This is a genomic window from Sphingobium sp. AS12 (assembly GCF_019097845.1).
Taxonomy (GTDB): Bacteria; Pseudomonadota; Alphaproteobacteria; order Sphingomonadales; family Sphingomonadaceae; genus Sphingobium.
In genome coordinates, this window is sequence record NZ_JAHRGM010000001.1 from 178,471 (window position 1) to 199,980 (window position 21,510).

Genomic DNA, 21,510 nt, shown 5'->3' on the forward strand with positions numbered 1-21,510 from the left:
TTCCCCTCCACCACGCCCTACGGGCGCGGTCCCCCTCCCCAAGCAAGCTTGGGGAGGATAAGAAAAAGGCCGGACCTTTGGGGAAAGGTCCGGCCTGGGAAAAGGATGAGGCTGCGTGCGTCTTAGACGTGGCAGGCCTGTGCGCCCTTGCCGGGCACGGTGATGGTGACGTCGTCGCCTGCACCGCTGACTTCAAAGCCTTCGGCAGTGAAGGGCTGGCCGACTTCGGCGGCCTTGAGCGTGGTCGCGGTGCCGCCCTTTTCGGTGCGCAGCTGGGCGGTCTTGTCGTCGCTCATATAGTCGACGAAGATCAGGCTGTTGTCCTTGCAGCGGAACTGCTTGTTGGCCTTGACCGACGGCGGCAGCTCGACTGGCGCGGCGTTGGCCAGTTCGGCAGCCATAGGATCGGCAGGGCCGCCCACGACTTCGGGTTCATCATTCTTGTTGCAGGCGGCCAGCAGGCTGAGCGAGGCAACGGCGATAAAGGGGAGATAAAATTTCATAGCGGTCCTTCTATGTGCACCTGCAACATGCTGCGTCAACGCAAAACTGCCCATAATCCACCATCGCTATCATATGACGTCATGACGGCACGATGACAGTCATGAAAGCCGGCACGAAAGCCGGTGTGATGGCTTGACCGGGGCGGCGGCGGCGGTCAATGCAGGGACATGGCAGACGATAGCAGCATAGCGCCCCCCGATCCAGCAACGCTCTCTTTCGAGGATGCCTTGCGCGCGCTCGAAACGATCGTGCGGCGGCTTGAAAGCGGCGACGTGCCGCTCGACGAGTCGATCTCGCTCTATGCGCAAGGCGAAGAATTGCGCAAGCGCTGTACCGAGCGGCTGGCGGCGGCCGAGGCGCGGATCGCCAAGCTGACGATCGACGCCAATGGCGCTGTGACCGGCGCGCAGCCGTTCGGCACGGAGTGAGCGGCATGACCGGGGGAGAGGCGGCCTCCGCAGGGGCACTGGTGACGGCGCGCGCGGCGGAAGTGGCGGCGGCGATCGACACCGCGTTCGACCATCTGCTGAGCGTGCCGGACGATCCACGGGCGCGGCTCTATGAGGCGATGCGCCATGCCGCGATCGGCGGGGGCAAGAGGCTGCGGCCATTGCTGGTGCAGGCGACCAGCGACCTGTTCCATCTGTCGCGCGAATCGGCGCTGCGGGTCGGCCTGGCGATCGAGTGCATCCATGTCTATTCGCTGGTGCATGATGATCTGCCCGCGATGGACGATGACGACATGCGCCGGGGCAAGCCGACCGTTCACAAGGCGTTTGACGAGGCGACGGCGATATTGGCGGGCGACTGCCTGCACGATCTGGCGTTCCAGATATTGTCCGACGAGGAGACCCATCCCGATCCGTTCGTGCGGATCGAACTGGTCCGCGCGCTGGCGCTGGCCAGTGGCCCTGTGGGCATGGCGGGCGGGCAGATGATGGACCTGGAAGCGGAACATGCAAGGTTTGACCTGGCCACTGTCACCCGCCTGCAAAATCTTAAAACCGGGGCGCTGATCGCCTTTTGCGTCGATGCCGCCGCGATCATGGCGCGGATCCCGGCGGATGCACGCAAGGGGCTGCACGGCTATGCCCGCGACATTGGCCTGGCGTTCCAGATTGCCGACGATCTGCTGGACGTAGAGGGCGACGCGGCGCTGGCGGGCAAGGCGCTGGGCAAGGATGCGGCGGCGGGCAAGGAGACGTTCGTGTCGCTGCTGGGCGTCGATCGGGCGCGGGCGCAGGCGCATATGTTGGTCGATCAGGCCAAGGCGCATCTGCATGGCTATGGGGTCGAGGCGGACCTGCTGCGCGCCATTGCCGACTATATTGTGGAGAGGGATCGCTAAAGACCATGAGCAAGCAGCGCATCGGTGTCTATCCCGGCACATTCGATCCCATCACATTGGGGCATATGGACATCATCCGGCGCGGCGCGAAGCTGGTCGACCGGCTGGTCATCGGGGTGACCACCAATATCAGCAAGTCGCCGATGTTCAGCGATGAAGAGCGGCTGGAAATGGTGCGGCGCGAATGTGCCGGGATCGACGCGGACATCGTTGTCGTCGGTTTCAATTCGCTGCTGATGGACTTTGCCGAATCGCAGGGGGCCAGCGTCATCATCCGCGGGCTGCGCGCGGTCGCCGACTTTGAATATGAATATCAGATGGCGGGCATGAACCAGCAGATCAATGCACGTGTCGAAACCGTGTTTCTGATGGCCGACGTGTGCCTGCAACCGATCGCGTCCCGGCTGGTCAAGGAAATCGCGCTTTATGGCGGGCCGATCCATAAATTTGTCGGGCCGGCGGTGCGTGACGAGGTGGTGGCGCGGGTTGAAAAACTGGGGCGCAAAGGCAGCGCTTAATACCGCTCAGCCTGCGTTCAGTTGCCAATCGCGATCAGCGCGCTATCAGGACGGCCAAGATATTGAGGAAAGTAAGTCCCATGCGTTTCACCTGCGCGCTCAAGACCGTGGCGATCGGCATCGCCCTTACCGCGTCCGGCCTGGCCTATGCCCAGGGCGGCGGCAGCAAGGGCGATGATATGAAGAAGGCGGAGGCCGCGGCGCGGGCGGCGGAAAATGCCAAGTCGCTGGGCGGCGACCTGACCCCCAAGCTGCCACCGGCGGTTGTGCCGGCCGACCCGCAGAATATCTGGGACCTGGACCTGTCGAGTGGCGGGCGGGTGCGCATCCAGCTGCGCCCCGACATCGCGCCCGGCCATGTCGAGCGGATCAAGGAGCTGACGCGGCAGGGCTTTTATAACGGCCTGAAATTCCATCGCGTCATCCCCGGCTTCATGGCGCAGGGTGGCGATCCCAAGGGTGATGGCACTGGCGGTTCGACCCAGCCGGACCTGAAGGCCGAGTTCAACCCGATGCCGCATCTGCGTGGTACGGTGTCGATGGCGCGGGCGCAGGGGGAGGACAGCGCTAACAGCCAGTTCTTCATCGTGCTGCTGCCGCGGATGCAGCTGGACAAGAAATATACGGTGTTCGGCCGGGTGATCGAGGGCATGAACTATGTCGACGCGATCGCGCAGGGCGAACCGCCCGCCAATCCGACCGTGATCTTGCAGGCTTCGATCGAGAGCGATGGCAAGCCGCCGGTGACCGCGCCGGTTGCGCCAGTCGCGCCGTCGATTATTGGCGCGCCGAAGAAGTAAGTGAGAGAAGGGGCTGGTTCGTCCGGCGACCATCCGTTCGCTCTATCATGATTATAGCACCGGCTGTTCCCGCGAAGGCGGGAACCCAGTCCGGAGGGCGGGACTGGGTTCCCGCCTTCGCGGGAACACTGATAATGGCTGAACAGGGCAGCGTCCTACCATGCGCGTAGATCTTTTCGATTTTGACCTGCCGCCGGAGAATATCGCGCTGCGGCCTGCGTCGCCGCGCGATAGCGCAAGGCTGTTGCTGGTGCCGGGCGAGGGTGATTTTGCTGACCTGAGCGTGCGTGATCTGCCTTCGCTGCTGCGCGCGGGCGATGTGCTGGTGTTCAACGACACGCGCGTCATTCCCGCCCAGCTGGAGGGGATGCGCGGCAATGCGCGGATCGGGGCGACGCTGCACAAGCGATTGGGACTGCGCCAGTGGCAGGCCTTTTTGCGTAATGCCAAGCGGGTGCGTGATGGCGAGCGGATCGATTTCGGGGCGGGGGTGACGGCGATTGCCGGACCGCGCGACGATGATGGCGGGGTGACGCTGAGTTTCGAGGGTGAGGAGCCGGTGGAGGTTCTGCTGGAGCGGGCGGGACGGATGCCGCTGCCGCCCTATATCGCCAGCAAGCGCCCGACCGATGAGCGTGACCGAGCCGATTATCAGACGATGTTCGCGCGGGAGGATGGCGCGGTGGCAGCGCCTACGGCTGCGCTGCATTTTACCCCGGAATTGATGTCAGCGCTGGCGGAGCGCGGGATCGCGACCGAGACGTTGACCCTGCATGTCGGCGCGGGCACCTTCCTGCCGGTCAAGGCGGACGATACCGACGATCATCGGATGCACGCCGAATGGGGGCGGATCGAGGCGGCGACGGCGGATCGGCTGAATGCCGCGCGGGCGGCGGGGGGGCGGCTGATCGCGGTTGGCACCACCAGCCTGCGCCTGCTGGAAAGCGCGGCGGGGGAGGACGGGATCATCCGGGCCTTTGCCGATGAGACCCGCATTTTCATCACGCCAGGCTACCGGTTCCGGGCGATTGACGGGCTGATGACCAATTTCCATCTGCCCAAATCGACCTTGTTCATGCTCGTCAGTGCGCTGATGGGGACCGAGCGGATGCGCGCGGCCTATGACCATGCGATCGGGTCGGGCTATCGTTTTTACAGTTATGGCGATTCTTCGCTGTTGTTGCCCGGATGATCCGGCGCACATTTCTGTGCTAGGCGGGGCGTCATGAGCAAGCAGGCGGGAAGCGAGGACGGGGTGCGATCGCGGCGCGACGAGATACTCGCGGTCGCGGCGCAGCTGTTCGCGCGCAAGGGTTATCGCGGCACGTCGATGCGCGACATTGGCGAAGCGTCCGGGGTGCTGGGCGGGTCGCTCTATCACCATATCAAGTCCAAGGACGCACTGTTCGTTGAGCTGCATAATGGCGCGCTGGACGCGGCGGAAGCGCGGATCGTAGCCGCGGTGGCGGCAGCGGGCGATCCGTGGGACAGGCTGGAGGCAGCGTGTGTGGCGCTGCTGGATGTGCAGTTGGCGCCCGATTCGCTGACCATGCCGATGATGAATGATTTTCGCGAAGTACCCGATGATGTCCGGGCGCAACTGGTGGCACGGCGCGACCGGTTCGAAGGGCTGTTCCGGGCGATCGTGGCGGACCTGCCCTTGCCCGCCGGGATCGACCGGTCAGTCTATCGCAACCTGCTCCTGTCGCAGCTCAATGCGGCGGCGGACTGGTTCCGGCCCGGTCGCCTCAGTCCGCGCGAGATTGCCGTTCAAGTCGCGCGGATCTTCCGGCACGAGGGTTAGAATGGTATGACTTCAGGGTGAAACTCCCCACCTCCGTTCGTTTCGAGCGAAGTCGAGAAACGTGGTGCACAGGTTTCTCGACTTCGCTCGAAACGAACGGATAAATGTAAGTCATCCCGCCTTAGTCCCGCCGCGCCAGCGCCACGGGCAGTTCGCTGCGCAACAGGTCGAGCAGGCCGGTGATTTTGGGCAGGAGATGGCGACGCTGGGGATAGACGGCCCAGATGGGTTCGTCCTCCATCGCGAAATCGGCGAGGAGGGGCACCAGTGCGCCGGATGCGATATGGGGCAGGACGTAAAATTCGGGCAGCTGGCATATGCCCATTCCCGCGACCGCCGCCTGCGCCACCGCCGCGCCGCTGTTGCAGCGCCAGCGGCCGCGCGGACGGATGGTTTCGACCCGGCCCCAGGAGCGGAACTGCCAGCTGGTCGATGTGCCGATCAGGCAGTCATGATGGGCCAGGTCGGCAATGGCGTTGGGCGTGCCGTGCGCGGCGAGATAGGCAGGCGCGGCGCAGGTGTAGAGGGTGCGCGAGGCTATGCGGGTGCCGATCAGCCGGCTGTCGGCCAGCGTGCCGGTGCGGATCGCCATGTCATAGCCTTCGCCGATCAGGTCCACCAGACGGTTGGTCAGCTCTATCGTGACAGTGAGCTTGACATAGCGCGTGGCAAATTGCCGGACGATGGGGGCGATGAAGCGCTCGCCCATCGCGGTCGAGCAGGTGATGCGTAAATCGCCCTGTGGCTCGGCCCCTTCGCTGATGAGGGCGATGGCCTCGTCCCGTTCAGTGACGATGCGGCTGCAATGGTCGTAGAAGAGGCGGCCCGTGTCGGTCAGTCGGACGGTGCGGGTGGTGCGGTGGAAGAGCGGGCGCTGCACCCGGTTTTCCAGCGCGGCGATGGCGCGGCTCATATGGGTGGTGGAGAGGCCGAGCGCGTCGGCCCCGCCCTTGAAACTGCCGGTGGTCGCCACGGCGACAAATTCGTCGATCCCATCCCAGCCGCGCATGGATTATCCCTTATATGAAATAATGAATTGCAAAAATCCTTCCTTATCGCGCGGGTGGGATATTGCTAGGGCAAGGCAGCATCATATCAGGAGCTTCCCCCATGAAAACCCGCGCCGCCGTCGCCTTTGAAGCCAAGAAGCCGCTGGAGATTGTCGAAGTCGATCTGGAAGGGCCGAAAGCGGGCGAAGTACTGGTAGAAATCATGGCGACGGGCATCTGCCATACCGACGCCTATACGCTCGACGGGTTCGACAGCGAGGGCATCTTCCCGTCGATCCTGGGGCATGAGGGCGCGGGGATCGTGCGCGAAGTCGGGCCGGGCGTCACCAGCGTGAAGCCGGGCGACCATGTGATCCCGCTCTACACGCCCGAATGTCGCCAGTGCAAAAGCTGCCTGAGCGGCAAGACCAACCTGTGCACCGCGATCCGCGCGACGCAGGGCAAGGGGCTGATGCCGGACGGGACGACACGCTTTTCCTACAAGGGCCAGCCTATCTTTCACTATATGGGCTGTTCGACCTTCTCCAACTTCACCGTTTTGCCCGAAATCGCGGTCGCGAAAATCCGCGAGGACGCGCCGTTCGACAAGAGCTGCTATATCGGCTGCGGCGTGACCACGGGCGTGGGCGCGGTGGTGAACAGCGCCAAGGTGACGCCGGGGTCCAACGTCATCATCTTCGGGCTGGGCGGCATTGGCCTGAACGTCATTCAGGGCGCAAAGCTGGTCGGCGCGGACATGATCATCGGCGTCGATATCAATGACAGCAAGGAAGAATGGGGCCGCCGGTTCGGCATGACCCACTTCGTCAATCCCAACAAGGTGGAGGGCGACATCGTCCAGCATCTGGTCGCGCTGACCGATGGCGGGGCGGACTATACGTTCGATTGCACCGGCAATACCGGGGTGATGCGCACCGCGCTGGAGGCGTGCCATCGCGGCTGGGGCGAGAGTATCATCATTGGCGTTGCGGAAGCGGGCAAGGAAATCAGCACCCGCCCGTTCCAGCTGGTGACTGGCCGGGTATGGAAGGGTAGCGCGTTCGGCGGGGCCAAGGGGCGGACCGACGTGCCCAAGATCGTCGACTGGTACATGAACGGCAAGATCGAGATCGACCCGATGATCACCCATGTGCTGAGCCTGGAGGAGATCAACAAGGGGTTCGACCTGATGCACGCGGGCGAGAGCATCCGCAGCGTTGTCGTATTCTGACAAGAATCTGGCATAACATTCTGGTATAAAGGGGAGTATTTATGGCTATCTTCACGCATGTCTGCCTTGGCGCGCTCGATCTGCCTGCGTCCAAAGCCTTTTATGACGCCGCGCTGGGCAAGCTGGGCATCGCCAATCTTGGCCCGATGGGGGACGCGGCGTTCCTCTATGGCAAGGATAGCCCGGAATTCATCGTGCTGAAGCCTGCCAACGGCGCGCCAGCGACCTATGCCAATGGCGGCACGCTGGGTTTCCTGGCGGAAAACCGGGCCCAGGTCCGCGCTTTCCATGAAGCCGGGCTGGCCCAGGGCGGCGTCGATGAAGGCGAGCCGGGGCCGCGCGCCTTCACGCCGACCGCTTATGCCGCCTATCTGCGCGATCCGGCCGGTAACAAGGTCTGCGCCTATTGCTTCGCTGACGGCGAATGAGCGGCACGGGCGTGATGGAAACGGTCTCGGAAAATCGCGCCTTTGGCGGGGTGCAGGGCGTGTATCGCCATGCATCCGCCAGCACCGGCACGGACATGGTCTTTTCCGTGTTCGTGCCGCCGCATGAGGCGGGGGCGACGCTGCCGGTGGTCTGGTATCTGTCGGGGCTGACCTGCACCCATGCCAATGTGACCGAGAAAGGCGAGTTTCGCGCGATCTGCGCGGAACTGGGGCTGATCTTCGTTGCGCCCGATACGTCGCCGCGGGGCGAAGGCGTGGCTGACGATCCCGATGGCGCTTATGATTTCGGGCTGGGCGCCGGTTTTTACGTTGATGCGACCGAGGCGCCCTTCGCGGCGCATTACAAGATGTGGTCCTATGTGACGGAAGAACTGCCCGCGCTGATCGCGACGGAATTTCCGGCCGATATGGCGCGGCAGTCGATCATGGGCCATTCGATGGGCGGGCATGGGGCGCTGACCATCGGGCTGACTTATCCTGAGCGGTTCAGCGCGGTGTCGGCCTTCGCGCCGATCGTCGCGCCAAGCCAAGTGCCGTGGGGGTGCAAGGCGCTGGGCGGCTATCTGGGCGACGACAAGGCGGCATGGCGCAAGCATGATGCGGTCGCGCTGATCGAGGATGGCGCGCGGATCGATGCGCTGCTGGTCGATCAGGGCGGGGCGGATGCGTTTCTGGACAAGGAATTGCGGCCGGACCTGCTGCGCGCTGCGTGCGAGGCGGCGGGGATCGACCTGACGCTGAGCGTGCGGGATGGCTATGACCATAGCTATTATTTCATCTCCACCTTCATGGCGGATCAGCTGCGCTGGCACGCCGCGCGACTGGGCGCGAAATCTGGGGAACAGGCATGAGCGACGCGCTGTTGCGGGACTACTATGCCGCGTTCAATCGCGGCGACAGCGCGGCGATGCTGGCGCTGCTGACCGACGATGTGGTGCATGAGCCGAGCCAGGGCGCGGTGCGCAAGGGGAAGGCGGCGTTCGCCGATTTTCTCGACCATATGAACCGTCGCTATAGCGAGGCCGTCATCGGCCCGGTGTTTCTGACATCGGCGGACGGCGCGCGGGCAGCGGCGGAGTTCATGCTGGAGGGCGAATATCTGGTGACGGACGGCGATCTGCCGGCGGCGTCAGGGCAGCGTTACCGGCTGCGGGTCGGTGCTTTTTTCGAGATCCGCGAGGGGAAGATCGCGCGGGTGAGCAATCATTATAATCTGGCGGACTGGCTGGCGCAGGTGGGTGGCTGACGTTGTGCCTGCGGCACGCCCCCACCCCAACCCCTCCCCTGAAGGGGAGGGGCTTTGATTGATTACTTCTCGATCTGGCTGACATCCCGCACCGCGCCCTTGGCGGCGTTGGTGGTCATGGCGGCATAGGCGCGCAGGGCTGGGGAGACTTCGCGCTTGCGGCCAAAGGGCTTCCACGCCTTGACGCCCATTTTCTCCATTTCGGCGCGGCGTTCGGCCAGCACGGCGTCATCAATGTCCAGTTTGATGACGCGATTGGGGATGTCGATGACGATCGGGTCGCCGGTCTGGACCAGCGCGATCAGGCCGCCTTCGGCTGCTTCGGGCGAGACATGGCCGATCGACAGGCCCGACGTGCCGCCGGAGAAGCGCCCGTCGGTGATGAGGGCACATGCTTTGCCGAGACCTTTCGATTTCAGATAGCTGGTCGGGTAAAGCATTTCCTGCATACCGGGGCCGCCCTTTGGCCCTTCATAGCGGATGACGACGACGTCGCCGGCCTTGACCTCATTGCCCAAAATGCCCGCGACCGAGGCGTCCTGGCTTTCATAGACGCGCGCGGTGCCGTGGAAGGTGAGGATCGAATCGTCCACGCCCGCCGTCTTGACGATGCAGCCTTCGGGCGCGAGGTTGCCGTAGAGGACGGCGAGGCCGCCATCCTTGGAGAAGGGATGCTCGGCCGAGCGGATCACGCCCTTTTCGCGGTCGATGTCCAGTTCCTCCCAGCGGGCGGACTGGCTGAACGCAGTCTGGGTCGGGACGCCGCCGGGGGCCGCGCGGAAGAAGTTGCGGACATCTTCACTATTGGTGCGGCCAATGTCCCAGCGGGCCAGCGCGGCGGCCATGGTGGGGGCGTGAACGGTGGGGAGCGAGGTGTCGACAAGGCCTGCGCGTTCCAGCTCGCCCAATATCGCCATGATGCCACCGGCGCGATGGACATCCTCCATATGGACGTCCTGCTTGGCGGGCGCCACCTTGCACAGGCAGGGGACGCGGCGCGACAGGCGGTCGATGTCGGCCATGGTGAAATCGACCCCGCCTTCATACGCGGCGGCGAGGAGGTGGAGGACGGTGTTGGTCGAGCCGCCCATGGCGATGTCCAGGCTCATGGCGTTTTCGAACGCGGCGAAGTTGGCGATGGTGCGCGGCAGAGCGGTGGCGTCATCCTGTTCATACCAGCGCTTGGCGAGATCGACGATGACATGGCCCGCTTCGCGAAACAGGCGCTCGCGGTCGGAATGGGTGGCCAGTGTCGATCCGTTGCCGGGCAGCGAGAGGCCCAATGCTTCGGTCAGGCAGTTCATCGAATTGGCGGTGAACATCCCTGAACATGACCCGCAGGTCGGGCAGGCGGAGCGTTCGATGGTTTTGACTTCTTCGTCGGTATAGCTTTCGTCGGCGGCGACGACCATGGCGTCGACCAGGTCGAGCGCTACTTCCTTGCCGCGCATCACGACCTTGCCGGCCTCCATCGGCCCGCCGGACACGAACACGGCGGGGATGTTGAGGCGCATCGCGGCCATCAACATGCCGGGCGTGATCTTGTCGCAGTTGGAGATGCAGACCATTGCGTCGGCGCAATGGGCGTTGACCATATATTCGACGCTGTCGGCGATCAGATCGCGGCTGGGCAGCGAATAGAGCATTCCGCCATGGCCCATGGCGATGCCGTCATCGACCGCTATGGTATTGAATTCCTTGGCGACGCCGCCTGCGGCCTCGATTTCGCGGGCGACCAGCTGGCCGAGGTCTTTGAGGTGGACATGGCCCGGCACGAACTGGGTGAAACTGTTGACGACGGCGATGATCGGCTTGCCGAAATCCTCATCCTTCATGCCGGTCGCGCGCCACAGTCCGCGCGCGCCCGCCATGTTGCGGCCGTGGGTGGTAGTTCTGGAGCGATAGGCCGGCATGGTCAGTGTCCCTGAAAAGATAATCCTCTTGGGGCCGCTTTATACCCGTTGGGATTGGGTGTGAAATATATTATTGATGGCCTATTAGGTCGCAGGACATATGAAATATGGACATCCGCCAGTTGCGGCATTTTGTCACGGTCGCCGACACGCTGCATTTCGGGCAGGCGGCGGAACGGCTGCATATGACCCAGCCGCCGCTGAGCCAGTCGATCCTGATGCTGGAGCGGGAACTGGGCGCGGCCCTGTTTGCGCGGACCAAGCGGCGGGTGGCGCTGACCCCGTTCGGGGCGCAATGGCTGGAGCAGGTGCGGCCTGCTATCGCGGCGATCGATGCGCTACCCGAAACGGCGCGGCAGTTGCGGGAGGGGCGGGCGGGGCATCTGGCATTGTCCTTCGTCAGTACCGCCGATTACAGCGTGCTGCCCGCGCTGGTGCGGCGCTATGCCGCGCTGTTCCCGCAGGTCGAAATCCGCTTGACCGAGGCGACCAGCGACGTGCAGATACCCGCCTTGCTGGCGGGGCAGGCCCATGCGGGCATATTGATCCCGCCTGCCGACACACCCCTGCCGCCGGAGCTTTGCTATCGCCGGTTGATCCGCGAGCCGCTGGTCGCGGCGTTGCCGGAGCAGTGGGTGGAGGCGGGAACGATCGACGCGGAGGCCATAGTGTCGTTGCCGCTGATCCTGTTCCCGCGCGCGGTGGCGCCTGCTTTCCACGATCTGGTCACCGGCTATTATGCGGCGCGGGGCGGGCAGGCCAATATCGTGCAGCAGGCGATCCAGATGCAGACGATCATCAGCCTGGTGTCGGCGGGGCTGGGGATTGCGCTGGTCCCGGCGTCGCTGCGCAATCTGGCACGGGCGGGGGTGGTTTATGCCGATCTGGGCGATGCGCCGATGCTGGAGACGGGGCTGGCGTGGCGGCGGGACGATGAGACGCCGACATTGCGCCAGTTTCTGGAACTGGCGCAGGCGGGGTGAGGGGATCGCTGCGGCGGGCTTTACCGGTGGGTGCAGCTGCGCCTAGAGCAAGGGCATGACGATAGAGGATGATGCAGGTCGCCCCGCCGCGACGGTGGTGATCGTGCGTGACCGGCCCGATGGGCCGCCCGACATTTTGATGATGGAACGGGCGTCGACCATGGCCTTTGCCGCGGGTGCGCTGGTCTTTCCCGGCGGGGGCGTGGACGCGCACGATCATGCGCTGGCCGCGCGGATCGACCATGGGCTGGAGATTGACGAGGCGGCGGCGCGGATCGCGGCGATTCGCGAGACGATCGAGGAAAGCGGGCTGGGTGTGGGACTGGCGGGCGCGGTCGATGGTGCGATGGTGATGGCGATACGACAAGGGTTGCTGGATGGGGCGGTGCTGGGTGATCTGCTCGACGCGCATGGGTTAGCGCTGGCGCTCGATGCGTTGACGCCCTTTGCCCGCTGGCATCCCGCGCCGTTCGAGAAGGCGATCCGGGTCTATGATACGCGCTTCTACCTGGCCCGCGCGCCCGACGGGCAGGAGGCGATCGCCGACGCGACCGAGAATGTGCATCTGTTCTGGAGCAGTGCGGCGGCGACGCTGGCACGGTGCGATGCGGGGGAGGGGCATGTCATCTTCCCGACCCGGCGCAATCTGGAGCGGCTGGCGCTGGCCGGGAGCCATGCCGATCTGGTCACCCATGCCGCCGCTCATCCGGTGGAGAAGGTGCGGCCATGGCTGGAGGATCGCGACGGTGAGCGTCATTTGTGCATCCCCGATCATCTGGGTTATCCGGTCACGTCGGAACCTTTACGGCAGGCCCGGCGTGGTTAGGGGATGCGCCGAATTCACCTGATATTACGCCGTTGCCTGTTGTGGGGCTGCTTTCTCTGTCTAATCCTGCTGGGCTATGCCGTGATGCGGCAAAGGCCGCAGGATCTGCCCTGGACCGATATCGACCTTGATCAGCCGATCGGGCTGTTCACTGGGCGCAAGCTGGCGGCGCTGACGGGGGATCGGGCGCAATGTCTGGCCCTGCTGGAGCGGGCGGGGGTGGCCTATAGCGCGATGCAGCCGGGCGGGTCGGGGCAGTGCGTTTATGATGACGCGGTGCGACTGAAGGCAGAGCGCGGGGCGGTGGCCCTGTCCCCGGCGGCGGTTGCGCCCTCCTGCCCGGTGGTCGCGGCGCTCAAGCTGTGGGAATGGCAGGTGGTGCAGCCCGCCGCGCAGCGCATCTATGGCCAGCCGGTTGCGTCGATGCGCCATTTTGGCAGCTATAGCTGTCGGCGGATGTACGGGCGCAGTGCCGGAGATTTCAGCGAACATGCGACTGCCGATGCGATCGACATATCGGCGTTCGTGCTGGCGGATGGGCGGCAGGTGAGCGTGCTGAACGATTGGGATGGCAAGGCCAAGGACGCGGAATTTCTGCGCGCCGTGCGCGTTGGCGCGTGCGACCTGTTTTCGACGGTCTTGTCGCCCGATTATAATGCCGCGCACCGCGATCATTTCCATCTGGATCAGGCGGCACGCGGTGCGACCGGGTGGCGGGCGTGTCGGTGATATTGCTCCGCTAAATACGTCATGCCAGCGAAGGCTGGCATCCCATTTTTCTTTTCGGCGCTCGAGCAATAGAAGGGAGATCCCAGCTTTCGCTGGGATGACGAGAGGATTTTTATTGCCCGAAGCCGCTTTCGCGTGCCAGCGCCACGGCTTCGCGGGCCGCTGCCAGTAGCGCGCCGCTTTTAGCTTCGCATTCGCGCTGTTCATATTCGGGGGTGGAATCGGCGACGATGCCTGCGCCTGCCTGGACGTGCATGACGCCGTCTTTCAGCACGGCGGTGCGCAGGACGATGCAGCTGTCCATATTGCCGTCCGGGCCAAAATAGCCGACCCCGCCAGCATAGGCACCGCGGGTTTCGGGTTCCAGTTCGGCGATGATCTCGCAGGCGCGAACCTTGGGCGCGCCCGATACCGTCCCGGCCGGGAAGCCTGCGAACAGCGCGTCGATCGCGTCCTTGTCCGGCGATAGCTGGCCGACGACGTTGGAGACGATGTGCATGACATGGCTGTAAAATTCGACGCTGTAGCTGTCGGTCACAGTCACGCTGCCAGCGGTCGCGACGCGGCCGACATCGTTGCGGCCAAGGTCCAGCAGCATCAGATGCTCGGCGCGCTCCTTGGGATCGGACAGCAGGCTTTCGCGGTTGGCGGCGTCCTCCACGGCGTTTTTGCCGCGCGGACGGGTGCCAGCGATCGGGCGGATCGTGACTTCGCCGTCGCGGGCGCGGACCAATATCTCAGGCGACGAGCCGATCAACGCAAAGCCGGGCAGGTCGAGATAATAGAGGAAGGGCGAGGGATTGATCCGCCGCAGCGCGCGATAGAGGGCGATCGGCGGCAGGGTGAAGGGGCTGGTGAAGCGCTGCGCCAGCACGACCTGAAATATGTCGCCTGCGACGATATAATCCTTGGCCTTGGTCACCATGGCGGCATAGCGGCCAGGCTCCAGCACCGGGGTGACCGCGATGTCGGCCAAGTCCGCCGGGGCGGGGGTGGCGGGCAGCGGGGCGGCAAGGCGCGCGGCGGTGGCGTCGATCCGTCCGAGCGCGGCGTCGATGGCTTTGTCGGGGTCGGTAAAGCTGCCCTTCCACACCGGCGCGACCAGATAGAGGGCGTCGGCTAGCCGGTCGAACACCAGGATCACGGTCGGGCGCACGAACAGCATGTCAGGCAGGGCGATGGGATTGGGGGCAGGGCGGTGCAGTTTTTCGACCAGCCCGACCGTCTCATAGCCGAAATAGCCGACCAGGCAGGCAAGCGCTGCGGGCAGAGCGGGATCGAGTTCTGCGCGACACTCAGCGACCAACGACCGCAGCGCGGTCAGCGCGTCGGCTTCGATCGGCTCGAACGCATTGCGGTCGGTTGCCCATTGGCGATTGATCTGGGCTGTGTTGCCATCGGCGCGGAAGATGAGGTCGGGGGCCAGGCCGATCAGGCTGTGGCGGCCACGCACGGCGCCGCCCTCTACCGATTCCAGCAGAAAGTCGCCGCGATCAGCCTCGAACAATTTGAGCGCGGCGGAAATCGGCGTGTCGGTGTCGGCAATCTGCCGCCGCCATACCAGCGCCGATTCGCCCCGCGCCAGCGCCGCGCGCGCCGATGCGATGCCGTCCCCGCCCGTCGCGCCCATATTACTGCCCGCCGCTATTGGTGGCGGTCAGTGCCGTGCGGGCGTCTGCCACGGCCTTGGCATTGCGGGTCACGCCCAGTTCCTTCTCGACCGCGCGCTCGAATTGCTGGCCATATTCCTGGCCGACGACATCGCCGAGCTGGTCGCGCACCTGTTTGAGCAATTCGGGCTGGCCCTTGGCATCGCCGCGCTGGATGGCGTTCAATTGCACGACGAAGGTGCCGCGATCCTGACCGATCGGCAACGTCTTGACCGTGTTCGCCGCCATCGAAAAGAGGATGGCGACTTCGGCGGGGGGACGCTGCTCACCGCGCATGATGTCGGCGCGGCGGCCGCCCAGCACCTGCGGCGCGGGCAGCTTGACGCCAACTGCCGCGACGGCATCGGCCAGCTTCATGCCCTTGGCGACCTTGGCACGGATATCCTCGGCGACCTTCTTGGCTTTTTCATTGCCCTGATTGAGCTTGTACTGCGCCTGCACCAGAGGCTTGACCTTGGCCAGCGGCGGCGGCGCGGCGGCGACGATTTCACTGGCGGCGATCAGGGCATAGCGCTTGTCCGGGGTGATCGGCACCAGCTGCGCGTCATCGTCCGCGTTCATCGCGAAGGCGGGCGCGATAAGGGGTTGAAGGTCGGCGGAGGGAACATAGGCCGAATCCTCGACCTGCTTGCCGGTGGCGAGCAGCAGCGGGCTGGTTTCGAGTTTCAGGCCATTATCCTTGACCACTTCCTCGAACGTGCCGCCATCGGCAATCTGGTCCTCCAGCTTGCCGGTCAGCTCGGTCAGCAGCGCCTTTTCCTTTTGTGCACGCAACGTCTCGACCAGTTCGCCACGCACAGAGGCGAGCGGGCGGGCGGGGGTCTCGGTGATCGCGGTCACGCGCAGCACGACCCAGCCCAGCGATCCGCGCACGGGACCGACCAGATCGCCCTGCTTGGCGGCAAAGGCGGCGTCGGCAATGGCTTTGCCCGCCGATGCGGTGAGTGCGGCCTGGCTCTGGTCGGTCAGCGTCAGCGCTTCCAGGCCAGCGCCCTTTGCCGCGGCGGACAGGGGCGTGCCGCCCTTGACCTTATCGGCGATCGCCTTGGCCGCTGCCTGTGTCGGTAGCACCAGTTGCTCGACGCTGCGGCTCTGCTTGGCGGCATAGGCGGCCTTGTTCTGATTGTAGGCGGCGGCGATTTCCGCGTCGCTGGGCTGCGAAGCCTGCGCGAAACGCTGCGCGTCGATCACCGCATAGCGGATGCGGCGCTGTTCGGGGATGGTGAAGCGGTCGGCGTTGCGCTTGTAATAGTCGGCCAGTTGCGCGTCGGTCGGTGCCTTGTCATCAAGGAAGGCGACCGCCGGGATCGCCGCGATCGTGCCTTGCCGTGCTTCGAGCAGCAGCGAGGCATAGGGCAGCACCAGAGAGTCGGAGAGTTGGACGCCCAGACCCACCGGCCCCAGCAATTGGCGCTGGAGGATTTCGCGGCTGATATCGTCGCGCAGCGCCTGTTCGGTGATGCGTTCGCGGATCAGCAGCGATCGGAAATTATCCTGGCTGAAATTGCCCGCCGCATCCTGAAAAGCGGGGATTTGCGCGATTTGCGCATCGACCAGCCGCTTGGAGATATGCACGCCCTGATCGTCGGCAAAGGCGCGCAGCGTTAGGGACGCGACCAGCTGGTCGAACACCTGTGTCGCGCCGCCCTGCGCGAAGAAATCGCCGATCAGCAGGCCGGGATTGGATTTGCGGGCATTTTCATAGACGCGCTGGATACGGTCCTGCACTTCATTTTGCGACAGCTTGTGGCTGCCCGCCTTGGCCGCTGTGCCGCCACCCCCGGTCAGGCTGCTGCCGAACTGGCCGCTGGACAGATCGCCCAGAACGAAGGCACCGGCGATGACCGCCAGGAAGAGGATCGCAAAGACCGCGCCGAACCTGGAGCGAATGAAGCGGCGAAAGACAGCAAGCATGAAAATGTCCGAACAGCGGGCGTGATGGCGGTCGCTTTAAGACGGTATAGGCGCGGCGGCAAGCGCCACGCGCGTGGCTGGTCTGGACAAATGCACCCGCCCCGTTCATCGCCAATGGGCGTGCAGCAAAAACAAATATGGGGAAATATTATCCATGAACAGGCGTAAACTCGTCGTGGGCAACTGGAAGATGAATGGCCTGAAGGCCCATCTGGGCGAAGTCGAAGCGATAGGCGGGATCGCGGCCGATCATCCGGGGGTGGATGTAGGACTATGCGTCCCTGCGACTTTGATCGCGGCGGCGGCGCAGGTTCGGGGCGGCGCCTTTATCGGGGCGCAGGATTGCCACATGAACGCCAGTGGCGCGCATACCGGTTGCCTGTCCGGCGTTATGCTGGCGGAAGCAGGGGCCAGCTGGACGATCGTTGGCCATAGCGAACGGCGGCAGGACCAGGGCGAGAGCGATGGCGACGTTGCGGCCAAGGCGCTGGCGGCCAAGGCGGCGGGGCTGAACGTCATCTTGTGCGTGGGCGAAAGCCTGGACGTGCGCGACGCGGGCGACGCTGAAGCGGTGGTGTCCGCGCAGTTGCTGGCGTCCTTGCCGGAGGGCGCGGCGGCGGACTGGCTGGCGATTGCCTATGAGCCGATCTGGGCGATCGGCACGGGGCGGATTCCGACGATGGAGGCGGTCGATGCGATGCATCGCGCATTGCGCAACGCGCTGACCAGCCGGATCGGCGGGCAAGCCGACCGGATGCGTATCCTCTATGGCGGGTCGATGAATGGCGACAATGCCGCCGAGTTGATGGCCATCGCGGATGTTGATGGCGGGCTGGTCGGCGGCGCAAGCCTGACCGCGGGCAAGTTCGCGCCGATTATTGCGGCGGCAGATTGATCCCAACCTCCGTTCGTTTCGAGCGAAGTCGAGAAACGCGGGCGCTGTGCGCGCGGCTTCTCGACTGCGCTCGAAGCGAACGGATGGTGTGTCAAGCCAAAGACGCCACGCGCAATGGTTGCCCCCGCGTCGCTTCATCGCTATGTGCGCGGCAACGCACCCCATTTCCGGACAGAACCCGTCGCATGTTCACTTTCCTTCTCGTCGTGCAGGCGATCATCGCCGCCCTGCTGGTTACCGTCATCCTGATGCAGAAGTCGGAAGGCGGCGGTCTGGGCGTGGGCGGCAGCCCGGCGGGCTTCATGTCGGCGCGCGGCGCGGCGGATTTCCTGACACGTTCGACCACGGTGCTAGCGACGATCTTCGTCACTTTGTCCATCGTCATGGCGGTGATCGCGTCGGTGCGTCATGCCCCCAGCGACATCGACACGTCGCTGGTCAAGCAGGCGCCGGTCACGCAGAACGCGCCGGCCACCAGCGCTGACCCTCTGGCGGGTGCGGCGAATGCGGCCAGCAACGGCGCTGTTCCGCTCGCCAACTAAACCGTTCACCGACATTTCGAATATTTTTTAAGCGTGCGTGGATTCGCGCGCTTGCTCTTTGTTGTTCTGAAAGGCTAGGCCTCTTCTCCCATGACGCGGTATATTTTCATCACCGGCGGCGTGGTCTCCTCGCTTGGTAAAGGCCTGATGGCCGCATCCCTGGCAGCGCTGTTGCAGGCGCGGGGCTATCGCGTGCGAATCCGCAAGTTCGATCCCTATCTGAACGTCGATCCCGGCACGATGTCGCCCTATCAGCATGGCGAAGTCTATGTGACCGACGACGGGGCGGAGACCGATCTGGACCTGGGCCATTATGAGCGCTTTACCGGCGTTTCCGCGCGCCAGAGCGACAATGTGACGCAGGGCCGCGTATATCAGACGATCATCACCAAGGAACGGCGCGGCGACTATCTGGGCGCGACGGTGCAGGTCATTCCGCACGTCACCGACGAGATCAAGGCGTTCGCGCTGGCCGACACTGACGATATCGATTTCGTGCTGTGCGAGATTGGCGGGACCGTCGGCGACATCGAATCGCTGCCCTTCATGGAGGCGATTCGCCAGCTGCATAATGATCTGGATCGCGGCCAGTCGATCTTTGTCCATGTGACGCTGGTGCCCTATATTGCGGCGGCGGGTGAGCTTAAGACCAAGCCGACCCAGCATAGCGTGCGCGAACTGACGTCGCTGGGTATCCAGCCCGATATTCTCCTGTGCCGTTGCGAACATCCGCTGCCGGAAAGCGAGCGGCGCAAGATTGCGCTCTTTTGCAATGTGCGGCCCGAAGCGGTCATCCCCGCGCTCGACGCCAGCAGCATCTATGGCGTTCCCGCCCAATATCATGCCGAAGGTCTGGACGCCGAAGTGCTGCGCGCCTTTGGTATCGAGGGTGCGCCCGTTCCGTCGCTGGAGCGGTGGGACGACATCATGGACCGGCAGCAAAACCCGGAAGGCGAGGTCACGATCGGCGTGGTCGGCAAATATGTCGGCCTGCCTGACGCCTATAAATCGCTGCACGAGGCGCTGACCCATGGCGGGTTTGCCAATCGGGTGAAGGTGAAGATCAAGTGGATCGACGCCGAACTGTTCGAGAAGGGCGACGATGTCGCCGCTTTCCTAGAGCCGATGCACGGCATATTGGTCCCCGGCGGCTTTGGCGTGCGCGGGTCCGAAGGCAAGATCGCTAGCGTCAGATTTGCGCGTGAACGCAATGTGCCATTTTTCGGCATTTGCCTGGGGATGCAGATGGCCTGCATCGAGGGTGCGCGCAATACGGCGGGCATCGCGGCGGCCTCCACCACCGAATTTGGCGAGACGTCCGAGCCGGTCGTGGGCCTGATCACCGAATGGATGAGCGCGGAAGGCCTGCAGAAGCGCACCGCCGAGACCGATCTGGGCGGCACGATGCGGCTGGGGGCTTACCCCGCGAAACTGACCGGCAACAGCGTGGTCGCGGGCATTTACGGGACCGACGAGATTAGCGAGCGGCATCGCCATCGCTATGAGGTGAATGCGGGCTATCGCGAACCGCTGGAAAAGGGCGGGCTGATCTTTTCCGGCATGTCGCCCGACGGCACGCTGCCCGAAATCGTCGAGCGGCCCGACCATCCCTGGTTTGTCGGCGTGCAGTTCCACCCGGAGCTGAAATCCAAGCCGTTCGACCCGCATCCGCTGTTCGCCAGCTTCATCGAAGCGGCGGTGAAGCAGAGCCGGTTGGTGTAATTATACGTCGTCTTGCCGGGCCTGACCCGGCATCCAGGGCGGGTTTATGCCGCCCTGGATGCTGACTTTCGTCAGCATGACGAACGTGCGGCGTTTCATCCCGCAGGCGTCAGTTTCAGCAATCGACCCTGCGACCCGTCGTCGCCATCTTCCAGCAGCCAGAGCGCGCCGTCCGGGCCTTGCTCGACTTCGCGGATGCGGGCGCTCATGTCCCACTGGTCGGCCTTGCTGGCCTTGTCGCCATCCAGCTTGACCCGGACCAGCGCCTTGCTGGACAGGCCACCGATGAAGAGCGAGCCTTTCCACGCCGGGAAGAGATTGCCGGAATAATAGAGGAGGCCACCGGGCGAGATGACCGGGTTCCAGCTGACCTTGGGGGCTTCAAAGCCGTCGCCGGAGGCGTGATCGGGAATGTCGCGGCCGTCATAATGACTGCCGTTTGACACTTTGGGATAGCCATAGTTGAGGCCCGGCTTGATGAGATTCACCTCGTCCCCGCCCTTCGGTCCCATTTCCTGTTCCCACAGGCGACCGTCCGCGTCGAAGGCGATGCCGAGCAGGTTGCGATGGCCATAGGACCAGACCGCCGGGTGAAAGCCCTGCGCCGCCAGCGGATTGCCCGCAGCGGGCGTGCCGTCCAGATTCAGGCGCAGCACCTTGCCCAATGTTGCCTTGGGGTCTTGGGCGGGATCGAATTTCTGTCGTTCACCATTGGTGAAGAAGAGATATTTGCCATCGGGCGAAAAGGCGATGCGGCCCGAATAATGGCCGTTACCATCGACATAGGGGCTGGCGCGGAAGATGACCTGCACGCCGTCCAGTTTGGTCGTGCCGTCGCTGGCCTGGGCGAAGCCGCCCTTGGCTAGCGCCACACCCTTCACCCCGTCGCGACTTTCGGAAAAGCTGAAATAGACCGCCTTGTCCTGCGCGAAATTGGGGGAGAGGACGACGTCCATCAGAGCGCCTTGCCCGGCGCTATCGACGGCGGGGATGCCCGCGACGGGAATTTTGGTGCCGTTTTTCGGATCGAATAGAATCATCGCGCCCGCTTTCTCCGTCACCAGCGCGCGACCGTCGGGCAGGAAGGTCATCGCCCACGGCGAATCGAAATCGGCAATGGTCGCGGTCTTGAACGGCTTGGCCGTGGTCGGGGTGTTCTGCCCGGTGGCATTGTCGGCCGAACAGGCGATGAGGATGAGGGGCAGGGTAGCAATAAAGCTTCGGGTCACGATTTTCTCCGTTCGCCCTGAGCGAAGTCGAAGGGCTATGCTGAGCATGGCGAAGCACCTCTCTTCGTTCGGTGGAGGGCTTCGACTTCGCTCAGCCCGAACGGTTAGAATACAGCAGAACGAATAATGTTGCAGATTTTCCGCACTCCACCTATATCGCCCTTGCTTCCTTACATCGTCAAACATGTCAGGGTCGCA

Annotated in this window: 22 protein-coding genes; 16 read left to right on the forward strand and 6 right to left on the reverse strand. The window is 64.3% G+C overall.

Features of this window, described 5'->3' with window-relative positions; genetic code table 11:
* Positions 1-122: 122 nt before the first annotated feature.
* Entirely contained in the window at positions 123-503 is a 381-nt protein-coding gene (locus KRZ98_RS00950) for a hypothetical protein (RefSeq protein ID WP_217671787.1), read from the reverse strand.
* 168 nt (positions 504-671) lie between these two features.
* On the opposite strand from KRZ98_RS00950, the gene KRZ98_RS00955 reads away from it, so the two are divergent.
* The 6 genes from KRZ98_RS00955 to KRZ98_RS00980 all read left to right on the forward strand — a co-directional run bounded on the left by KRZ98_RS00955 (position 672) and on the right by KRZ98_RS00980 (position 4,974).
* Positions 672-932 carry an exodeoxyribonuclease VII small subunit gene (locus KRZ98_RS00955; RefSeq protein WP_217671788.1) on the forward strand — a complete coding sequence of 87 codons (261 nt, stop codon included), beginning with the start codon at positions 672-674 and terminating at the stop codon, positions 930-932.
* A gap of 5 nt (positions 933-937) precedes the next feature.
* A complete protein-coding gene (locus KRZ98_RS00960; protein ID WP_217671789.1) occupies positions 938-1,852 on the forward strand; it encodes a polyprenyl synthetase family protein in 915 nt (304 codons plus the stop codon).
* Positions 1,853-1,857: 5 nt separating this feature from the next.
* Positions 1,858-2,370 (forward strand): pantetheine-phosphate adenylyltransferase, encoded by a 513-nt coding sequence (coaD, locus tag KRZ98_RS00965; RefSeq protein WP_217671790.1) that lies wholly within the window; start codon positions 1,858-1,860, stop codon positions 2,368-2,370.
* Positions 2,371-2,450: 80 nt separating this feature from the next.
* Complete coding sequence (locus KRZ98_RS00970) at positions 2,451-3,170, forward strand: peptidylprolyl isomerase (protein WP_217671791.1); 720 nt, start codon at positions 2,451-2,453, stop codon at positions 3,168-3,170.
* A gap of 160 nt (positions 3,171-3,330) precedes the next feature.
* On the forward strand, positions 3,331-4,362 hold the full coding sequence (gene queA, locus KRZ98_RS00975; RefSeq protein WP_217671792.1) for a tRNA preQ1(34) S-adenosylmethionine ribosyltransferase-isomerase QueA: 1,032 nt from the start codon (positions 3,331-3,333) through the stop codon (positions 4,360-4,362).
* A gap of 33 nt (positions 4,363-4,395) precedes the next feature.
* Positions 4,396-4,974 carry a TetR/AcrR family transcriptional regulator gene (locus KRZ98_RS00980; RefSeq protein WP_217671793.1) on the forward strand — a complete coding sequence of 193 codons (579 nt, stop codon included), beginning with the start codon at positions 4,396-4,398 and terminating at the stop codon, positions 4,972-4,974.
* 121 nt (positions 4,975-5,095) lie between these two features.
* Here the strand turns inward: KRZ98_RS00980 and KRZ98_RS00985 are convergent, their stop codons facing one another.
* The gene (locus KRZ98_RS00985) at positions 5,096-5,983 is read right to left on the reverse strand and encodes a LysR family transcriptional regulator (RefSeq protein WP_217671794.1); all 888 of its coding nucleotides are present in this window, start codon (positions 5,981-5,983) and stop codon (positions 5,096-5,098) included.
* A gap of 101 nt (positions 5,984-6,084) precedes the next feature.
* Between KRZ98_RS00985 and KRZ98_RS00990 the strand changes: the two genes are divergently transcribed.
* The 4 genes from KRZ98_RS00990 to KRZ98_RS01005 are packed head-to-tail and all read left to right on the forward strand — an operon-like array spanning position 6,085 to position 8,889.
* Positions 6,085-7,194 carry an S-(hydroxymethyl)glutathione dehydrogenase/class III alcohol dehydrogenase gene (locus KRZ98_RS00990; RefSeq protein WP_217671795.1) on the forward strand — a complete coding sequence of 370 codons (1,110 nt, stop codon included), beginning with the start codon at positions 6,085-6,087 and terminating at the stop codon, positions 7,192-7,194.
* 41 nt (positions 7,195-7,235) lie between these two features.
* Entirely contained in the window at positions 7,236-7,622 is a 387-nt protein-coding gene (locus tag KRZ98_RS00995) for a VOC family protein (RefSeq protein ID WP_217671796.1), read from the forward strand.
* A gap of 14 nt (positions 7,623-7,636) precedes the next feature.
* Positions 7,637-8,494, forward strand: a complete 858-nt coding sequence (gene fghA / locus KRZ98_RS01000; protein WP_217672386.1) for an S-formylglutathione hydrolase — start codon at positions 7,637-7,639, stop codon at positions 8,492-8,494.
* Positions 8,491-8,889: a ketosteroid isomerase-related protein gene (locus KRZ98_RS01005; protein ID WP_217671797.1), complete on the forward strand. Its 399-nt coding sequence runs from the start codon at positions 8,491-8,493 to the stop codon at positions 8,887-8,889. Before fghA ends, KRZ98_RS01005 begins: the two co-directional genes overlap by 4 nt.
* A gap of 62 nt (positions 8,890-8,951) precedes the next feature.
* On the opposite strand, the gene ilvD is transcribed toward KRZ98_RS01005, so the two are convergent.
* A complete protein-coding gene (gene ilvD, locus KRZ98_RS01010) occupies positions 8,952-10,802 on the reverse strand; it encodes a dihydroxy-acid dehydratase (protein WP_217671798.1) in 1,851 nt (616 codons plus the stop codon).
* Between the two features lie 107 nt (positions 10,803-10,909).
* Here ilvD and KRZ98_RS01015 point away from each other — a divergent pair, with 107 nt between their 5' ends.
* Genes KRZ98_RS01015 through KRZ98_RS01025 form a run of 3 tightly spaced genes read left to right on the forward strand, consistent with a single transcriptional unit; the run spans position 10,910 to position 13,340 of the window.
* A complete protein-coding gene (locus tag KRZ98_RS01015; RefSeq protein WP_217671799.1) occupies positions 10,910-11,785 on the forward strand; it encodes a LysR family transcriptional regulator in 876 nt (291 codons plus the stop codon).
* A gap of 55 nt (positions 11,786-11,840) precedes the next feature.
* The gene (locus tag KRZ98_RS01020; RefSeq protein WP_217671800.1) at positions 11,841-12,611 is read left to right on the forward strand and encodes an NUDIX domain-containing protein; all 771 of its coding nucleotides are present in this window, start codon (positions 11,841-11,843) and stop codon (positions 12,609-12,611) included.
* 3 nt (positions 12,612-12,614) lie between these two features.
* Positions 12,615-13,340: an extensin family protein gene (locus tag KRZ98_RS01025; protein WP_217671801.1), complete on the forward strand. Its 726-nt coding sequence runs from the start codon at positions 12,615-12,617 to the stop codon at positions 13,338-13,340.
* A gap of 112 nt (positions 13,341-13,452) precedes the next feature.
* On the opposite strand, the gene trpE is transcribed toward KRZ98_RS01025, so the two are convergent.
* The gene (gene trpE / locus KRZ98_RS01030) at positions 13,453-14,970 is read right to left on the reverse strand and encodes an anthranilate synthase component I (protein WP_217671802.1); all 1,518 of its coding nucleotides are present in this window, start codon (positions 14,968-14,970) and stop codon (positions 13,453-13,455) included.
* A 1-nt stretch (position 14,971) separates the two neighbouring features.
* Positions 14,972-16,924, reverse strand: a complete 1,953-nt coding sequence (locus tag KRZ98_RS01035) for a peptidylprolyl isomerase (protein WP_217671804.1) — start codon at positions 16,922-16,924, stop codon at positions 14,972-14,974.
* Positions 16,925-17,078: 154 nt separating this feature from the next.
* On the opposite strand from KRZ98_RS01035, the gene tpiA reads away from it, so the two are divergent.
* The 3 genes from tpiA (at position 17,079) to KRZ98_RS01050 (ending at position 20,083) form a co-directional block, all read left to right on the forward strand.
* Positions 17,079-17,819, forward strand: coding sequence for a triose-phosphate isomerase (tpiA, locus tag KRZ98_RS01040; protein ID WP_217671805.1), 741 nt, complete (start codon positions 17,079-17,081; stop codon positions 17,817-17,819).
* A 185-nt stretch (positions 17,820-18,004) separates the two neighbouring features.
* Complete coding sequence (gene secG, locus KRZ98_RS01045; RefSeq protein WP_006951806.1) at positions 18,005-18,361, forward strand: preprotein translocase subunit SecG; 357 nt, start codon at positions 18,005-18,007, stop codon at positions 18,359-18,361.
* 90 nt (positions 18,362-18,451) lie between these two features.
* The gene (locus KRZ98_RS01050; RefSeq protein WP_217671807.1) at positions 18,452-20,083 is read left to right on the forward strand and encodes a CTP synthase; all 1,632 of its coding nucleotides are present in this window, start codon (positions 18,452-18,454) and stop codon (positions 20,081-20,083) included.
* Between the two features lie 95 nt (positions 20,084-20,178).
* Here the strand turns inward: KRZ98_RS01050 and KRZ98_RS01055 are convergent, their stop codons facing one another.
* A complete protein-coding gene (locus KRZ98_RS01055; protein ID WP_217671809.1) occupies positions 20,179-21,312 on the reverse strand; it encodes a PQQ-dependent sugar dehydrogenase in 1,134 nt (377 codons plus the stop codon).
* Positions 21,313-21,510: the final 198 nt, after the last annotated feature.